Annotated in this window: 12 protein-coding genes and 1 tRNA gene; 7 read left to right on the top strand and 6 right to left on the bottom strand. The window is 71.6% G+C overall.

Annotated elements, in window-relative coordinates; translation table 11 throughout:
• The first annotated feature begins 13 nt into the window (after nt 1-13).
• The 6 genes from Q9S36_RS07730 (at nt 14) to Q9S36_RS07705 (ending at nt 5,490) form a co-directional block, all read left to right on the top strand.
• Nucleotides 14-85: transfer RNA gene (locus tag Q9S36_RS07730), tRNA-Gln, on the top strand.
• A gap of 1 nt (nt 86) precedes the next feature.
• Nucleotides 87-1,556: a bifunctional UDP-N-acetylglucosamine diphosphorylase/glucosamine-1-phosphate N-acetyltransferase GlmU gene (glmU, locus tag Q9S36_RS07725; protein WP_311284620.1), complete on the top strand. Its 1,470-nt coding sequence runs from the start codon at nt 87-89 to the stop codon at nt 1,554-1,556.
• Nucleotides 1,531-2,565, top strand: coding sequence for a ribose-phosphate diphosphokinase (locus Q9S36_RS07720; RefSeq protein WP_311284619.1), 1,035 nt, complete (start codon nt 1,531-1,533; stop codon nt 2,563-2,565). Before glmU ends, Q9S36_RS07720 begins: the two co-directional genes overlap by 26 nt.
• The gene (locus Q9S36_RS07715; RefSeq protein ID WP_311284618.1) at nt 2,562-2,993 is read left to right on the top strand and encodes a hypothetical protein; all 432 of its coding nucleotides are present in this window, start codon (nt 2,562-2,564) and stop codon (nt 2,991-2,993) included. Before Q9S36_RS07720 ends, Q9S36_RS07715 begins: the two co-directional genes overlap by 4 nt.
• Complete coding sequence (locus Q9S36_RS07710; RefSeq protein WP_311284617.1) at nt 2,990-3,868, top strand: FAD:protein FMN transferase; 879 nt, start codon at nt 2,990-2,992, stop codon at nt 3,866-3,868. The genes Q9S36_RS07715 and Q9S36_RS07710 overlap by 4 nt, the downstream gene beginning before the upstream one ends.
• A gap of 56 nt (nt 3,869-3,924) precedes the next feature.
• Entirely contained in the window at nt 3,925-5,490 is a 1,566-nt protein-coding gene (locus Q9S36_RS07705) for an FAD-dependent oxidoreductase (RefSeq protein ID WP_251450458.1), read from the top strand.
• 22 nt (nt 5,491-5,512) lie between these two features.
• On the opposite strand, the gene Q9S36_RS07700 is transcribed toward Q9S36_RS07705, so the two are convergent.
• The 5 genes from Q9S36_RS07700 to eda form a co-directional block, all read right to left on the bottom strand.
• Complete coding sequence (locus tag Q9S36_RS07700) at nt 5,513-7,051, bottom strand: ATP-binding protein (RefSeq protein WP_311284616.1); 1,539 nt, start codon at nt 7,049-7,051, stop codon at nt 5,513-5,515.
• A complete protein-coding gene (locus tag Q9S36_RS07695; protein ID WP_251450456.1) occupies nt 7,048-7,782 on the bottom strand; it encodes a response regulator transcription factor in 735 nt (244 codons plus the stop codon). Before Q9S36_RS07695 ends, Q9S36_RS07700 begins: the two co-directional genes overlap by 4 nt.
• A 74-nt stretch (nt 7,783-7,856) precedes the next feature.
• Entirely contained in the window at nt 7,857-8,852 is a 996-nt protein-coding gene (locus tag Q9S36_RS07690) for an NAD-dependent epimerase/dehydratase family protein (RefSeq protein ID WP_311284615.1), read from the bottom strand.
• Nucleotides 8,853-8,935: 83 nt separating this feature from the next.
• Entirely contained in the window at nt 8,936-10,363 is a 1,428-nt protein-coding gene (gene gndA, locus Q9S36_RS07685) for an NADP-dependent phosphogluconate dehydrogenase (RefSeq protein ID WP_311285062.1), read from the bottom strand.
• Between the two features lie 210 nt (nt 10,364-10,573).
• A complete protein-coding gene (eda, locus tag Q9S36_RS07680) occupies nt 10,574-11,224 on the bottom strand; it encodes a bifunctional 4-hydroxy-2-oxoglutarate aldolase/2-dehydro-3-deoxy-phosphogluconate aldolase (RefSeq protein ID WP_311284614.1) in 651 nt (216 codons plus the stop codon).
• Nucleotides 11,225-11,331: 107 nt separating this feature from the next.
• On the opposite strand from eda, the gene Q9S36_RS07675 reads away from it, so the two are divergent.
• Nucleotides 11,332-12,774, top strand: coding sequence for an FGGY-family carbohydrate kinase (locus tag Q9S36_RS07675; RefSeq protein ID WP_311284613.1), 1,443 nt, complete (start codon nt 11,332-11,334; stop codon nt 12,772-12,774).
• Here Q9S36_RS07675 and Q9S36_RS07670 read toward each other — a convergent pair.
• Nucleotides 12,771-13,463: an FCD domain-containing protein gene (locus Q9S36_RS07670; RefSeq protein ID WP_311284612.1), complete on the bottom strand. Its 693-nt coding sequence runs from the start codon at nt 13,461-13,463 to the stop codon at nt 12,771-12,773. The genes Q9S36_RS07675 and Q9S36_RS07670 overlap by 4 nt on opposite strands.
• Nucleotides 13,464-13,528: the final 65 nt, after the last annotated feature.

Below are 13,528 nucleotides of genomic sequence, written 5' to 3'. Positions count from 1 at the left end.
CTGGGGGCCGCGGTCCGCCGTGGTGTAATGGCAGCACGACAGCCTTTGGAGCTGTGAGGTCTAGGTTCGAGTCCTGGCGGCGGAGCATGAGCGACAACACCGACGCGCGCCTCGCGGTCATCGTCCTTGCGGCCGGGCAGGGCACGCGCATGAGATCATCACTGCCGAAGGTTCTGCACCGCATCGGCGGGCGCTCGCTCGTCGGCCACGTGCTCGAGACGGCGCGGGCACTCTCTCCCGAGCGGACGGTCGTCGTGGTGCGCCACGAGCGCGACCTCGTGGCCGAAGCGATCGCCGAGGCGGCTCCCGACACGATCGTCGTCGATCAGGACGACATCCCCGGAACCGGCCGCGCCGTCGAGATGGCGCTGGCGGGTCTGGCCGATTACGAGGGCGACGTGCTCGTGCTCAGCGGCGACGTGCCGCTCCTCGAGACCGGCACCCTGCAGGAGCTGCTGCGCGCGCACCGCGAGCGTCGCGCCGCCGCGACCGTGCTGAGCGCGACCGTGGACGACGCCACCGGCTACGGGCGGGTCATCCGCGACGACGCCGGCGGGGTCGCGCGCATCGTCGAGCACAAGGACGCCGACGAGGCCGAGATCGCCGTCAGCGAGATCAACGCCGGCGTCTACGTGTTCCAGGCCTCTCCGCTGCGCGAGCAGCTCGCCCGGGTGGGTACGGCCAACGCGCAGGGGGAGAAGTACCTCACGGACGTGGTCCGACTCCTCCGCGAGGCGCGGCTCGCCGTCGCCGCGGCTTCGGCGCCGGATGCCGCCGCCGCCCTCGGGGTGAACGATCGCGTGCAGCTCTCCGAAGCCGCGCGCATCCTCAACGCGCGCACCGTCCGCCGCTGGCAGCTCGAGGGCGCCACGATCCTCGATCCGGCCACGACGTGGATCGACGTGACCGCCACCCTCGCTCCCGACGTCACGGTGCTCCCGGGCACGCAGATCCTGCGTGCCACGACGGTCGCCGCGGGCGCGGTCATCGGGCCCGACACGAGCCTCGTGGACTGCGAGGTGGGGGAGGGCGCGACCGTCCGCCGGTCCGACGCCACCCTCGCCGTCATCGGTGCCGGTGCCACGGTCGGACCTTTCGCATACCTGCGCCCGGGAACGCAGCTGGGCGCCGACGGCAAGATCGGAACCTTCGTCGAGACCAAGAACGCCGTCATCGGCGAGGGCAGCAAGGTGCCCCACCTGTCCTACGTGGGCGACGCGACCCTCGGTCGCGGCGTGAACCTGGGCGCCGGTGCGATCACGGCCAACTACGACGATCTGGCCAAGCACCGCACCGAGATCGGCGACGAGGTGCACGCCGGCTCGCATAACGTCTTCGTCGCGCCCGTTAGGATCGGAGACGGCGCGAAGACCGGAGCCGGAGCGGTCATCCGCAAGGATGTCCCCGCCGGCGCTCTGGCATTGAGTGTGGCTCCCCAGCGCAACGTCGAGGGGTGGGTCGAGAAGAACCGACCGGGAACGGCGGCGGCCGACGCGGCCGCAGCAGCCCGGTCCGCACAGGAAGCGGACAATGGGGCGCAAGAAGAAGACCGTTGAGCTCGACCGCGACAACGACATCGCGCCGGGCCTGGTCGCCAAGACCAAGAAGCGCCTCGTCGTCGCGCGCGGCAGCTCGCACCCGGAGCTGGCGATCGACGTCGCCGAGGCGCTCGGCACCGAACTGGTGCCCACCGAGTACCGCACGTTCGCGTCGGGCGAGATCCTCACCCGTTTCGAGGTCTCGATCCGCGGCTGCGATTTCTTCCTGATCCAGAGCTTCGGGCCGCCCGTCAACGAGTGGCTCATGGAGACGCTCATCATGCTGGATGCCGCCAAGCGGGCATCCGCCAAGCGCATCACCGTCGTGGCGCCCTACTACCCGTACTCCCGGCAGGACAAGAAGGGCCGCGGGCGCGAGCCGATCAGCGCCCGCCTGGTCGCCGACCTCATGCGGACCGCCGGCGCCGACCGGGTGATGAGCGTGGACCTGCACGCGGCGCAGATCCAGGGCTTCTTCGACGGACCCGTCGACCACCTGTTCGCCAAGCCGGTGCTGCTGGAGTACTTCGAGAAGACCCTCAGCGCCGCCGATCGCGAGGCTCTGACGGTGGTCTCGCCCGACACCGGCCGCGTCCGTGTGGCCGACACGTGGTCGGACAGCCTCGGCGCACCGCTGGCGATCATCCACAAGCGCCGCGATCCGAATGTGGCCAACCAGGTGACGGTCAACGAGATCGTCGGCGACGTCGAGGGTCGCGTGTGCCTGCTCGTGGACGACATGATCGACACCGGCGGGACGATCGTCAAAGCCGCGCAGGCGCTGAAGGCCAACGGCGCCGTGAAGGTCATCGTCGCCGCCACGCACGCGATCTTCAGCGATCCCGCCGCCGCGCGACTGCAGACCGACGCGATCGACGAGGTGGTCGTCACCGACACCATCCCGATCCCCGAGCACAAGCGCTTCCCGACCCTCACGGTGCTGCCGATCGCGCCCCTTCTGGCGCGCGCGATCCACGAGGTGTTCGAGGACGGCTCGGTCACCAGCATGTTCGACGGCGCCGCATGACCGCGGCTGCGCGTCCGGTGCGGTTCGCCGTCGCCCTCGCCGGCGTGACCGGCACGCTCGCCCTCACGGCGTGCGCGGGGGCGTCGGCCGACACCGATCAGCCCGGCGGTGCGGCCTCGGGCGGGGACGCCTCGTACACCGACGGCACGTACACCGCCGAGGGGTCGTACGCGACGCCCGAGACGGTCGAGACCATCCAGGTGACGCTGACGCTCGAGTCCGACGCCGTCACCGCGGTCGAGGTGACGGGTGACCCCCAGCGGCCCGAGTCCGAGCAGTACCAGAGCCAGTTCATCGGCGGCATCAGCGACGAGGTGGTGGGCGAGGACATCGACGAGATCGCCGTGTCGCGCGTCGCCGGCTCCTCGCTCACGAGCGGCGGCTTCACCGAGGCGCTCGAGGCGATCAAGGCCGAAGCGGCGGAGTGACCGCGTCGGAGCCGGCCACCTGGCGGTTCGACGCGATCGGCACCGCCTGGGAGGTCGTCACGGATGGTCCGCTCGACGAGGCGGTACGCCGCGAGACGGCTGCGATCATCGAGCGCTTCGACGCCGCCTGGTCGCGCTTCCGCCCCGACTCCCTCGTCTCCCGCCTCGCCCGGCACGGCGGCCGGGTGCCCGCACCGAGCGATGCGGCCCCGCTGCTCGACACGCTGGCCGAGGTGGCTACGGTGACCGGTGACGCGGTGAACCCGCTCGTCGGGGGCTCGCTCGAGCAACTCGGCTACGGCGCCGCCTACACCCTGCGCGCCGGTGCTCCGGTCGCAGCGCCGTCGGACTGGCGCGCGGCGCTGTCGTGGAGCGCCGACGAACTCGCGCTGGATCCGCCCGCGATGATCGACGTGGGCGCGCTCGGCAAAGGGCGGCTCGTGGACCTCGTGCTCGGCGCCCTTCCGCCCGGCGACGCGGTCGTGGACGCGGGCGGCGACATCGCCGTCCGCGGGCAGCCGGTGCGCATCGGTTTGGAGCACCCGTACGACTCCCGCCGCGCCATCGGCGTGTGGGAGATCACGGATGCCGCGCTGTGCGCATCGGCGGTGAACCGGCGGGCGTGGGGCGACGGACTCCACCACGTCCTCGATGCGCGCACCGGCGAGCCGGTCCGCGCCGTCGCGGCGACGTGGGCGGTCGCCGACGACGCGATGCACGCCGACGCGCTGGCTACCGCCCTGTTCTTCGAGTCGGGCCCGGAGGTGGCGGCGCGGTGGCGCGGCACGTGGAACACGCAGTGGGTGCGGATGCTGACCGACGGGCGCGTGGAGTGGTCGCCCGGATGCGACGCTCAGCTGTTCGGCGGGCGCTAGCGTGGTGCAGTGACGTCTCCGACCGCCCTCGCCGCGCCCGTGCCCCAGGAGCCGCCGTGCTGAGCACCATGACCGCGGCGTTCAACCGCGTCTTCGCCGTCCTCGGTCGCGTCTCGATGTACCGCGTCGTGTACTTCGCGCTGGCGGCCCTCGCCGTGATCTCGCTCGTCCTGTCGTTCTTCGGGCTCGTCGCGCCGTCGCCCCTCGAGCTGATCGCGACGCTCGCGGTCCTCTCGGCCGTATGCGTGGCGGTGGACGCCGCGGCCCAGCGCATCCTGCGGTTGCACTGGCGGCTGGAATCGTCGCTCATCACGGCGCACATCCTGCTGTTCGTCCTCCGCCCGACGCTGGAGGCCGCAGCCCTCGGCGGCATCGCGCTCGCGGCGGCGGTCGCGTCGCTGTCGAAGTACGTGCTCGCGTGGCGCGGCCGTCACATCTTCAACCCCGCTGCCGCCGGCGCCTCGGCCCTGACGCTGCTCGCGATCGCCGTGCCGGCCCTGGGCGCCTCGTCGTGGTGGGTGGGCACCCCCGCACTGGCCGGACCCGTGATCGTCCTCGGGCTGGCGGTGCTGTGGCGCACCGAGAAGATCCGCGTCGCCGCGGTGTTCCTGGTCGTGGCGATCGGGGTGGGGGTGCTGCGCACCGGCGCGCAGTACCAGCAGGCGGGGCTTCCCGTCGACCTGGGCGACATCGCGGGACCCATCCTGTGGTCCTCTCCGTACCTCTTCCTCGGCGCGTTCATGCTGTCGGAGCCCCTCACTCTGCCGCCGCGCCGGTGGCAGCAGCTGACGGTGGCCGCCGTGGTCGGCGTGCTCGCGGGCTGGCCGATCCTCATCGGCGAGTTCAGCCTCGGACAGGAGCGCGCGCTCATCATCGGCAACCTCGTCGCCTTCGCGTTCTCGGTCCGCACGGCCGTGAAGCTGACCCTCGCCTCCCGCGACGATCTGTCGCCGACGGTGCGCCAGCTGACCTTCCGGGCCCACCGGCGCCTGTCGTTCACGCCGGGACAGTATCTCGAGCTGGACGTGCCGCACCGGCATCCCGATGCCCGCGGCACCCGCCGGGAGTTCAGCATCGCCTCTGCGCCCGAGGATCTGCCGCTGGTGCGGGTCGCGTTCCGCGAGGCGCCCAGCAAGAAGCCGCTGAGCTCGTACAAGAAGGCCCTGGCGCAGGTGACGGCGGGAACGGATCTCGCCGTGACCGGTGTGTGGGGTGACTTCCTGCTCCCGACGCGGACGACCGCGCCGGTGCTGATGGTGGCAGCGGGAATCGGCGTCACTCCCTTCGTGTCGCAGCTGCGGCACATGACGGCCACCGGCCAGGACCGTGACATCGTCCTGGTCTACGTCGCGTCCGAGCCCGAGGAGCTGGTGTTCCGCGACGACATCGCCGCCTCCGGCATCCCCGTCATCGTCTTCACCCGCACCGAGCCGGCCGGTCTGCCGCCGCAGTGGCGATGGGCCCGCGGGGTCCGGCTGGACGCCGACGGGCTGCTGCGGGTGGTTCCCGACATCGCCTCGCGGCACGCGTACATCTCGGGTCCGCCGGGACTCATCGCCGAGCTCGCACCGGCGCTCGAGCGGGCGCGATCGATCACGACGGACGCGTTCTCGGGCTACTGAGCCCGCGGCACCCGTCGTGCTGTCACCGCTCCGCTCCGGCCGGGGCGGGCTCCTGGGGGCGAGCCGGAAGGCGCACCGTGAAGACGGTGTCGCCGGGCACGCTGTCGACGGTGAGCGCACCGCCGTGCGCCGACACGATCGCCCTCGCTATGGACAGGCCCAGGCCGGTGCCGCCGGTCTTGCGAGCCCGCGAGCGATCCGCGCGTGCGAAGCGCTCGAACAGCTCGCCCTTGACAGCATCGTCGACACCGGGACCGTCGTCGTGCACGCGAAGCACCGCCTCGGCCCCCTCGCGTGCGACGCTCACCGTGACCGTCGTCCCCTCCGGCGTGTGGGTGCGGGCGTTGGCCAGCAGATTGGCCACCACCTGGTGCAGGCGTCCGCTGTCGCCGGCCACGACGACCGGCTCCTCATCGACGTCGAGCCGCCACGTGTGCGCGGGGCCTGCCGGGCGCGCGTCGCCGACGGCTTCGATCGCCAGCTGCGTGAGGTCGACCGATCCGAAGACGAGCTCCTGGCCTTCGTCGAGGCGGGCGAGCAGCAGCAGGTCCTCGACCAGGGTCGTCATGCGCAGCGACTGTGCCTGGATGCGCTCCAGCGCCGATCCCGTGGTCTCGCTCAGCGAGGGGTCGCGCAGCGACAGTTCGGAGTAGCCCCGGATGGAGGCGAGCGGCGTCCGCAGCTCGTGGCTGGCGTCGGCGACGAAGCGCCGCATCAGCTCCTCATTGCGCTGGCGTGCCGCCAGTGAGGAGTCCACGTGATCCAGCAGGGTGTTCAGCGCGTGGCCGACCCGCCCGATCTCGGTGGATTCGTCGGTCTGGGTGTCGGGGACGCGCTCGTCGATCGTGACGGCGCCTTGGGACAGCGGCATCGCGGCCACGCGCTCGGCGGTGTCGGCTACCGAGCGCAGGGGTTTGAGGCTGCGGCGGATGACGAGCGCGATGGCGACGCCGAGAAGCAGGAGCCCGCCGGTGGTCACCAGGGCCACGGTGGTGAGGATCTGGCCGACGATGCCGCTGACCTCGGTGGTCGGAAGCCCGGCGAGGATGAACGCCCCCGACGGGGAGCCGCTCATGAGCACGCGGTAGTCGCCCACGCCGTCGACGCGGACCGTGGCATTTCCCCGCGGCTCCATCGCGTACAGCAGCTTGGCGATCTGATCGTCGCCGAGCTCCGCCACGGTCTCGTCGGCCGTGACGTACGCGCCGGTCAGTCCCGACTGGTTCTGCAGGACGAGGAGGAAGCCTTCGGGCTGACGACCGGAGGTCAGCACGTCCTCGGCGGTGGAGTCGGGCGGCCCCCGCAGCGCACCCGCCGCCGAGAGCAGCCGCGCGTTCAGGTTCTCGTTGAGGATGCTGCCCAGCAGCGCTCCCGTGGCCACTCCGACGAGGGTGAGGATGAGCGCGACGATGCCGATGACCGTCACCATCAGGCGGGTCTGCAGGCTCCACGAGCGCGGCGCCCGAACGCGCGGGAGGCGCGCGACCTCGGGGTCGGACTCGGCAGTGCGGGCGGTGCCGGTGGGGGCGGTGGAGCCGGCGAGGCCGACGGGTCGGGTCACTGGGGCGCCTTGATCATGTACCCGACTCCGCGGACGGTGTGGATGAGGGGCTCGCGGCCCTGATCGATCTTCTTGCGCAGGTACGAGATGTACAGCTCGACGACGCTCGAGCGACCGCCGAAGTCGTAGTTCCAGACCCGGTCGAGGATCTGCGCCTTGGAGACCACGCGCCGCTGGTTGCGCATGAGGAAGCGCAGCAGCTCGAACTCGGTCGCCGTGAGCTCGATCGACGTGCCGTCGCGGTCGACCTCGTGGCTGTCCTCGTTGAGGCTGAGATCTCCCACCCGCAGGATCGGCTCGGCTCCGGCGGCGTGGGCCGTGCCGGCGCGGCGCATGAGGCCTCGCAGGCGGGCGACCACCTCTTCGAGACTGAAGGGCTTCGTCACGTAGTCGTCGCCTCCCGCGGTGAGCCCCGCGACGCGGTCGCCGACGGCATCCTTCGCGGTCAGGAAGAGCACCGGCACGTCATCGCCGGCCTGGCGCAGCCGCTGCAGGACCGCCATGCCGTCGAGGTCCGGCATCATGATGTCGAGCACGAGGGCGTCGGGAGAGAACTCGCGCGCGGCCTGGAGCGCCTCGTACCCCGATCCCGCCGTGCGCACCTCCCAGCCCTCCATGCGCAGCGCCATGGAGAGCAGATCGGTGAGCATCTGCTCGTCGTCCACGACGAGGACGCGGGGGGCCGTGCCGTCGAGGCGCGTGAGTCCGGAGCTGGGGTTGAGAGCCGTCATGACCCCATTGTGTCGGCGTTCCTATGCGCTTCCTATGGCGCGGGCTATGCGCCGGCTGTGAATAGGATGCCGCGTCAGCCGATGCTGCGTGCGTGGGCGGCGAGGCGGTCGAACAGCGCGTTCTTGTCGTCGTCGACTTCCTGTGCTCCGGGGTGCGCGTCGTAGTACGCGAGCATGCGGCGCGCGCCTTCGTCGAACGTCACGGTCGTGCGGAACTGCGGAACCAGCGCTGACACCTTGGCGTTGTCGAACACCATCGCGTGGGCCTTGTCGCCCAACAGCCCGGGCCCCAGATCCGGGGCGGCGGCGGCGATCGTCTCGGACGCGACGTGCACGAGGTCGGGCTCGGGGACTCCGGCGGCTTCGGCCAGCCAGGTGTAGATCTGATTCCACGTGGGGGCGTGGGTGCCCGTGAGCGTGAAGGCCTCGCCGATCGCGGCGGGGTGTCCCAGCAGTCCCGTGAAGGCCACGGCGACGTCGTCGCTGTGGGTGATCGTCCACAGGCTCGTCCCGTCTCCGTGCACGATCACCGGTGCCCCCGCCCGCATGCGCGCGATGTCGGTCCAGCCGCCGAGGGTCGGGAGCATCTGCTCGTCGTACGTGTGCGAGGGGCGGACGATGGTGACGGGCAGTCCCCGGTCGCGGTAGGCGGCGACCAGGAGGTCCTCGCACGCGATCTTGTCGCGGGAGTACTTCCAGAAGGGGTTGCGCAACGGCGTGGACTCTGTCACCGGCAGCAGTCTGGGCGGTTTGTCGTACGCCGAGGCGGAACTGACGAACACGTACTGCCCGCAGGCGCCCTCGACGCTCGACAGCAGGTCGGTCACATGCCCGGGGGTGAACGACAGGAAGTCCGCGACGACGTCGAACTCCTCCGACCCGACGGCGGCCCGCACGGCGTCGGGGTCGCGCACGTCGGCTTCGAGCCGTCGCACCTCCTGCGGGACGTCGCGTCGTCCGCTGCCGCGGTTGAGGACGAACACCTCGTCGCCGGCGGCGACGGAGCGACGCACGCACGCCGCGCTGATGGTGCCGGTGCCGCCGATGTACAGGATGCGTCTGACCGTCATGCGACCCGACTCTACGCGGGAGGGCCGACGCGGAAGGGCGGACTCCCGGGGAGTCCGCCCTTCGCCGGTGCGCCGGAACGGCGTCAGTGGGTGTCTTCGGCCTCGATCTCGCTGCGGTCGCCCGACCACTGCGTGTGGAAGGTGCCTTCCTTGTCGATGCGCTTGTAGGTGTGCGCACCGAAGAAGTCGCGCTGGCCCTGCACGAGTGCGGCGGGGAGCCGCTCGGCCCGCAGGCCGTCGTAGTACGCCAGCGACGACGAGAACGCGGGGGCGGGGATGCCGGCGCCCGCGGCGAGCTGCACGATGCGGCGCCACGCGCCCTGCGCGCGTCCCAGTGCCTCCACGAAGTACGGCGCGGCCAGCAGCACCGGCAGGTCGGGGGTGTCCTGGTAGGCCTCGGCGATGCGGTTGAGGAACTGCGCGCGGATGATGCACCCGCCGCGCCAGATCTTCGAGACCGCTCCGAGGTCGATGGTCCAGTCGTACTCGGCGGCGCCGGCGCGGATCTCGTCGAATCCCTGGCTGTACGCGACGATCTTCGACGCGTACAGCGCCAGCCGGACGTCCTCGATGAAGGCGTCGGCGTCCGAGATCGCCAGCGGCTCAGCGGCACCGGGGAGGTCGCGCGAGACCTCGCGTTGCTCGGGGTGGCTGGACAGCGACCGGGCGAACACCGCCTCGGCGATGCCCGAGACGGGCACTCCGAGATTGAGAGCGGTCTGCACGGTCCAGGCACCCGTGCCCTTGGCGCCGGCCTGGTCGAGGATGACATCGACCAGCGGCGAGCCTGTCTCCGCGTCGATCTGGCGGAGCACCTCGGCGGTGATCTCGATGAGGTACGACTCCAGCTCGCCGCCGTTCCACTCGGCGAAGACGTCGGCGATCTCGGCGGGGCTCTTGCCGGTGCCGCGACGGATGAGGTCGTACGCCTCGGCGATGAGCTGCATGTCGGCGTACTCGATGCCGTTGTGCACCATCTTGACGAAGTGTCCGGCGCCATCGTGACCGACGTGCGTGACGCAGGGCTCGCCCTCGGCGACGGCGGCGATGGACTTCAGGATCGGGCCGAGCGTCACCCAGGACTCGTCGGACCCGCCCGGCATGATCGACGGCCCGAGGAGCGCGCCCTCCTCGCCGCCCGAGATGCCGGCGCCGACGAAGTTCACCCCGGTCTCGCGGACGGCCTTCTCACGGCGGATGGTGTCGGTGAACAGCGCGTTGCCGCCGTCGACGATGATGTCGCCGGGCTCGAAGACCTCGAGGAGCGAGTCGATGACCGCGTCGGTGGGCCGGCCGGCCTTGACCATGATGATGGCCGTGCGGGGCTTGGCGAGGGTCGCGGCGAACTCCTCGTACGAGAACGCCGGCACGAACTCCGCCTCGGGGTGCTCGGCGACCAGCGTGTCGGTCTTCTCGCGGCTGCGGTTGTAGACCGCCACCGTGTTGCCCTCGCGCGAGGCCAGGTTGCGGGCGAGGTTGGACCCCATCACCGCGAGCCCGACCACGCCGATGTTCGCGGCCGCCTCCGACCCGGTCGCCTCGGTCCTCGTCGCCTCGGTCCTCGATGCCTTGGTCCTCGATGCCTCGGTCCTAGATGCCTCAGTCACACACACTCCTGTCGTCGTGCCTTCAAGCCTAGATTCTGACGCGTCCGTGTTACGGGGTGAGGGCGGGAGGCTCACCGGACGCGTGGGGGGATTGTGAGAGCCCCGCCGCGGGGTTCAGCGTAGCGCGACGGTGCCGAGCGCCTCGGCCTGTGTGACGGCATCCTTCGTCAGCCCGGTCACGCGCGCCCAGTCGCCGTCGCGCACGGCGTCGGCCGGCAGCATCCACGAGCCGCCGACCGCGCGCACCTGCGGGATCGACAGGTACGCGGCGAGGGTGTCGGGGCCGATGCCGCCGGTGGGGACGAATCCGACGTCGCCGAACGGCGCGGCCAGGGCGCGGAGGGCGGATGCCCCGCCGGAGGCCTCGGCGGGGAAGAACTTGAGCACACGGGCCCCCGCCTCCAGCGCGGCCTGGATCTCGGTCGCGGTCACGGCGCCCGGAAGGATCGGGATGCCGAGCGATCCGCAGCGATCGATGACGGCGCGGCTGGTGCCGGGCGACACGATGAACCGGGCGCCGGCGGCGACGGCCTGGTCGACCTGTTCGGGGCGGATGACGGTGCCGGCGCCCACGAGGACGTCGGGTCGCTCGCGCACGGCCGCGGCGATGGCTTCGGCCGCTGCAGGGGTGCGGAAGGTGATCTCGGCGACGGGAAGCCCGCCCTCCGCCAGCGCGGCGGCGATGTCGGCGCCCTGCCGGGCCGTGTGCGCTGTGACGACCGGGACGATCCGGTGCGCGCCCAGCAGTTCGAGGATGTCGTTCATCGCTGCCTTCCGTCGGCGCTTCCCCGCGCCATGCGGAAATGATCATATCATTGGGATGCGCGACCGCGACGCGTCGACGCACGACCACTCCGACGATGGGGCGAAGCATGATCATTCTCGCGCTCGAGGCGAGCACCACCTCGGCCAAGGCGATGCTGTTCGACACCGACAGCGGGCTCTCCACGGTGCGCGCCCGCCGCTTCGAGGTGGCAGGCCCCGATGCCGCCGTGCGGGACGGGGACGCGATCTACACCCAGACGATGGCGCTCGGACGCGAGAGCGCAGCGGGACAGGACGTCGACATGATCGTCCTCAGCAGCACGTGGCACGGGCTGACGCTGCGCCACGACGACCTCTCCGCCGTCACGCCGGTGATGGAGTGGCCGTACACCGGCGCCCAGGACCTGTGCGCGCGACTGCGCGCCGACGAGGCCTTCACGTGGTGGTTCTACGAGCGGACCGGGTGCATGGTCAACGCGGCGTACCCCTTCTTCAAGCTGCTGCATCTGCGGGAGCGAGGGCAGTCCCTCGACGGGCTGCTCGCGCTGGACCAGCCCAGCCTCATCTTCGCGCGCATGACGGGCCGGACGTGGACGAACCCGTCGCTGGCGTCCGGTACGGGTCTGCTCAACGCCCACACCGCCGACTGGGACCAGGAGGTGATCTCGCCCTTCGACCTGTCGGGCGTGCGCCTGCCGGAGCTCCGCGCCGTCACCGACACCGCGCCGCTGCGGGACGATGCCGCGGTCCTGCTGGGGGTGCGAGCCGGCATCCCCGTCCTCACGCCGGGACCCGACGGCGGTCTCAGCCAGGTCGGAGACCTCGCCACCACCCCCGGCGACATGACGTTCTCCATGGGGACCAGCGGTGCGCTGCGCTTCTCGACCCTCCACCCCTCGTTCTCACCGACCCTCAGCACGTGGTCGTACCGCTCGCCCGCGGGCGCCCTCAGCGGCGCGGCCACCTCGGGCTGCGGGAACTGCGTCGACTGGGCGCGCGAGCGGCTCTTCGGGCAGGCGGCGGACTACTCCGAGATCGAGCCCCTCATGTCGGCGGACCGTCGTGAGACGCCGGTCTTCCTGCCGTTCCTCTTCGGCGAGCGCAGTCCCGGCTGGCAGGATCAGCGCCGCGGCGGGCTGATGGACCTGCGGCCCGAGCACACCCGCGCCGACATGTACCAGTCGGTGCTGGAGGGCGTGGTCTACTCGCTCTTCCACTGCTTCAAGGAGCTCACGGCGCTCAACGGCCCGCCCCGGCGCATCGTGCTGTCGGGAGGGGTGCTGTCGTCCCCCTTCTGGACGCAGCTGACCGCCGACGTGTTCGGCGCCGAGATGGAGACCTCCGCGCGGCAGCACAGCTCGGTCGTCGGCGCGGTGCGCATGGGGCTGCGCGCCGCGGGTCTGGACGACCGGCATCCGGCCCTCGAGGAGTCCGAGCCGCGCATCGTGAGCCCGCGAGTGGAGCGCCGCGCGCAGTACGACGAGGGGTTCGCCCGCTACCTCGACCACTACACCCGCACCGAGCCGACCGAGCGGACGTTCTTGCGCTAGCGTCCGCGCACCTCGCCGAGGACCGCGTCGACGTAGAGCCGCGTGTGATGCTCGGCGGCCTCGGCGTCTCCGCAGGCGATGGCGGCGGCGGTCTGGACGTGGTTGTGCAGCGCCTCCTGGTGCGGCACGCCGGGCGTGAGACCGAGGCGCGCGCGCCCGGCGATCACCGCCGCGATGGCGGGCTTGACCGCAGCGAGCATGAGGTTCCCGCTCGAGTCCAGGATGAGGTCGTGGAAGGCGATGTCGGCCGCGAGGTATTCCTCACTGTCGCCTCGCCCGGCGTGGCCGAGATCCTCCAGCCGTGTGGCCAGACGCAGGATCTCGGCGCGCTCGTCATCGCCTGCCCGCTGGGCGCTGAGCCTGGCGGCGACCGGCTCGATGGCGGCGCGCAGCTCGGTCACGACGATCAGCTGCCGATCGCGGCCCGGCCCCGCCAGCTGCCAGCCGATGAGGCGCGTGTCGAGGGCGCTCCATTGCGAGACGTCCTGCACCCGGACCCCGACCCGACGGCGCGAGGCGAGCATCCCCATCGCCTCGAGTACGCGCACGGCCTCGCGGACGACGGTCCGCGACACCCGATAGGTGTCTTCGAGCGCGGCCAGGGTCAGGACGGTGCCCGGCGCGAGCTCGCCCGAGGCGATGCGGGCGCCCAGGTCGTCCAGGACCGACCCGTGCGATGCCTGCGCCATGATCGGCCCCTCCCGAAGAACACGAGGACTCCCCGCGCCGGGCGGGCCCGGACACTGCGGAGCGC

The sequence above is a fragment of the Microbacterium sp. ARD31 genome (assembly GCF_031844425.1).
This window is presented reverse-complemented; position numbering and strand designations above follow the sequence as displayed.

Coding starts and splice junctions, on each gene's coding strand:
- Q9S36_RS07720 (WP_311284619.1), top strand. CDS start 1,531: ATGGGGCGCAAGAAGAAGACCGTTGAGCTCGACCGCGACAACGACATC.
- Q9S36_RS07670 (WP_311284612.1), bottom strand. CDS start 13,463: ATGGCGCAGGCATCGCACGGGTCGGTCCTGGACGACCTGGGCGCCCGC.
- Q9S36_RS07695 (WP_251450456.1), bottom strand. CDS start 7,782: ATGACGGCTCTCAACCCCAGCTCCGGACTCACGCGCCTCGACGGCACG.
- Q9S36_RS07675 (WP_311284613.1), top strand. CDS start 11,332: ATGATCATTCTCGCGCTCGAGGCGAGCACCACCTCGGCCAAGGCGATG.
- Q9S36_RS07690 (WP_311284615.1), bottom strand. CDS start 8,852: ATGACGGTCAGACGCATCCTGTACATCGGCGGCACCGGCACCATCAGC.
- Q9S36_RS07715 (WP_311284618.1), top strand. CDS start 2,562: ATGACCGCGGCTGCGCGTCCGGTGCGGTTCGCCGTCGCCCTCGCCGGC.
- glmU (WP_311284620.1), top strand. CDS start 87: ATGAGCGACAACACCGACGCGCGCCTCGCGGTCATCGTCCTTGCGGCC.
- eda (WP_311284614.1), bottom strand. CDS start 11,224: ATGAACGACATCCTCGAACTGCTGGGCGCGCACCGGATCGTCCCGGTC.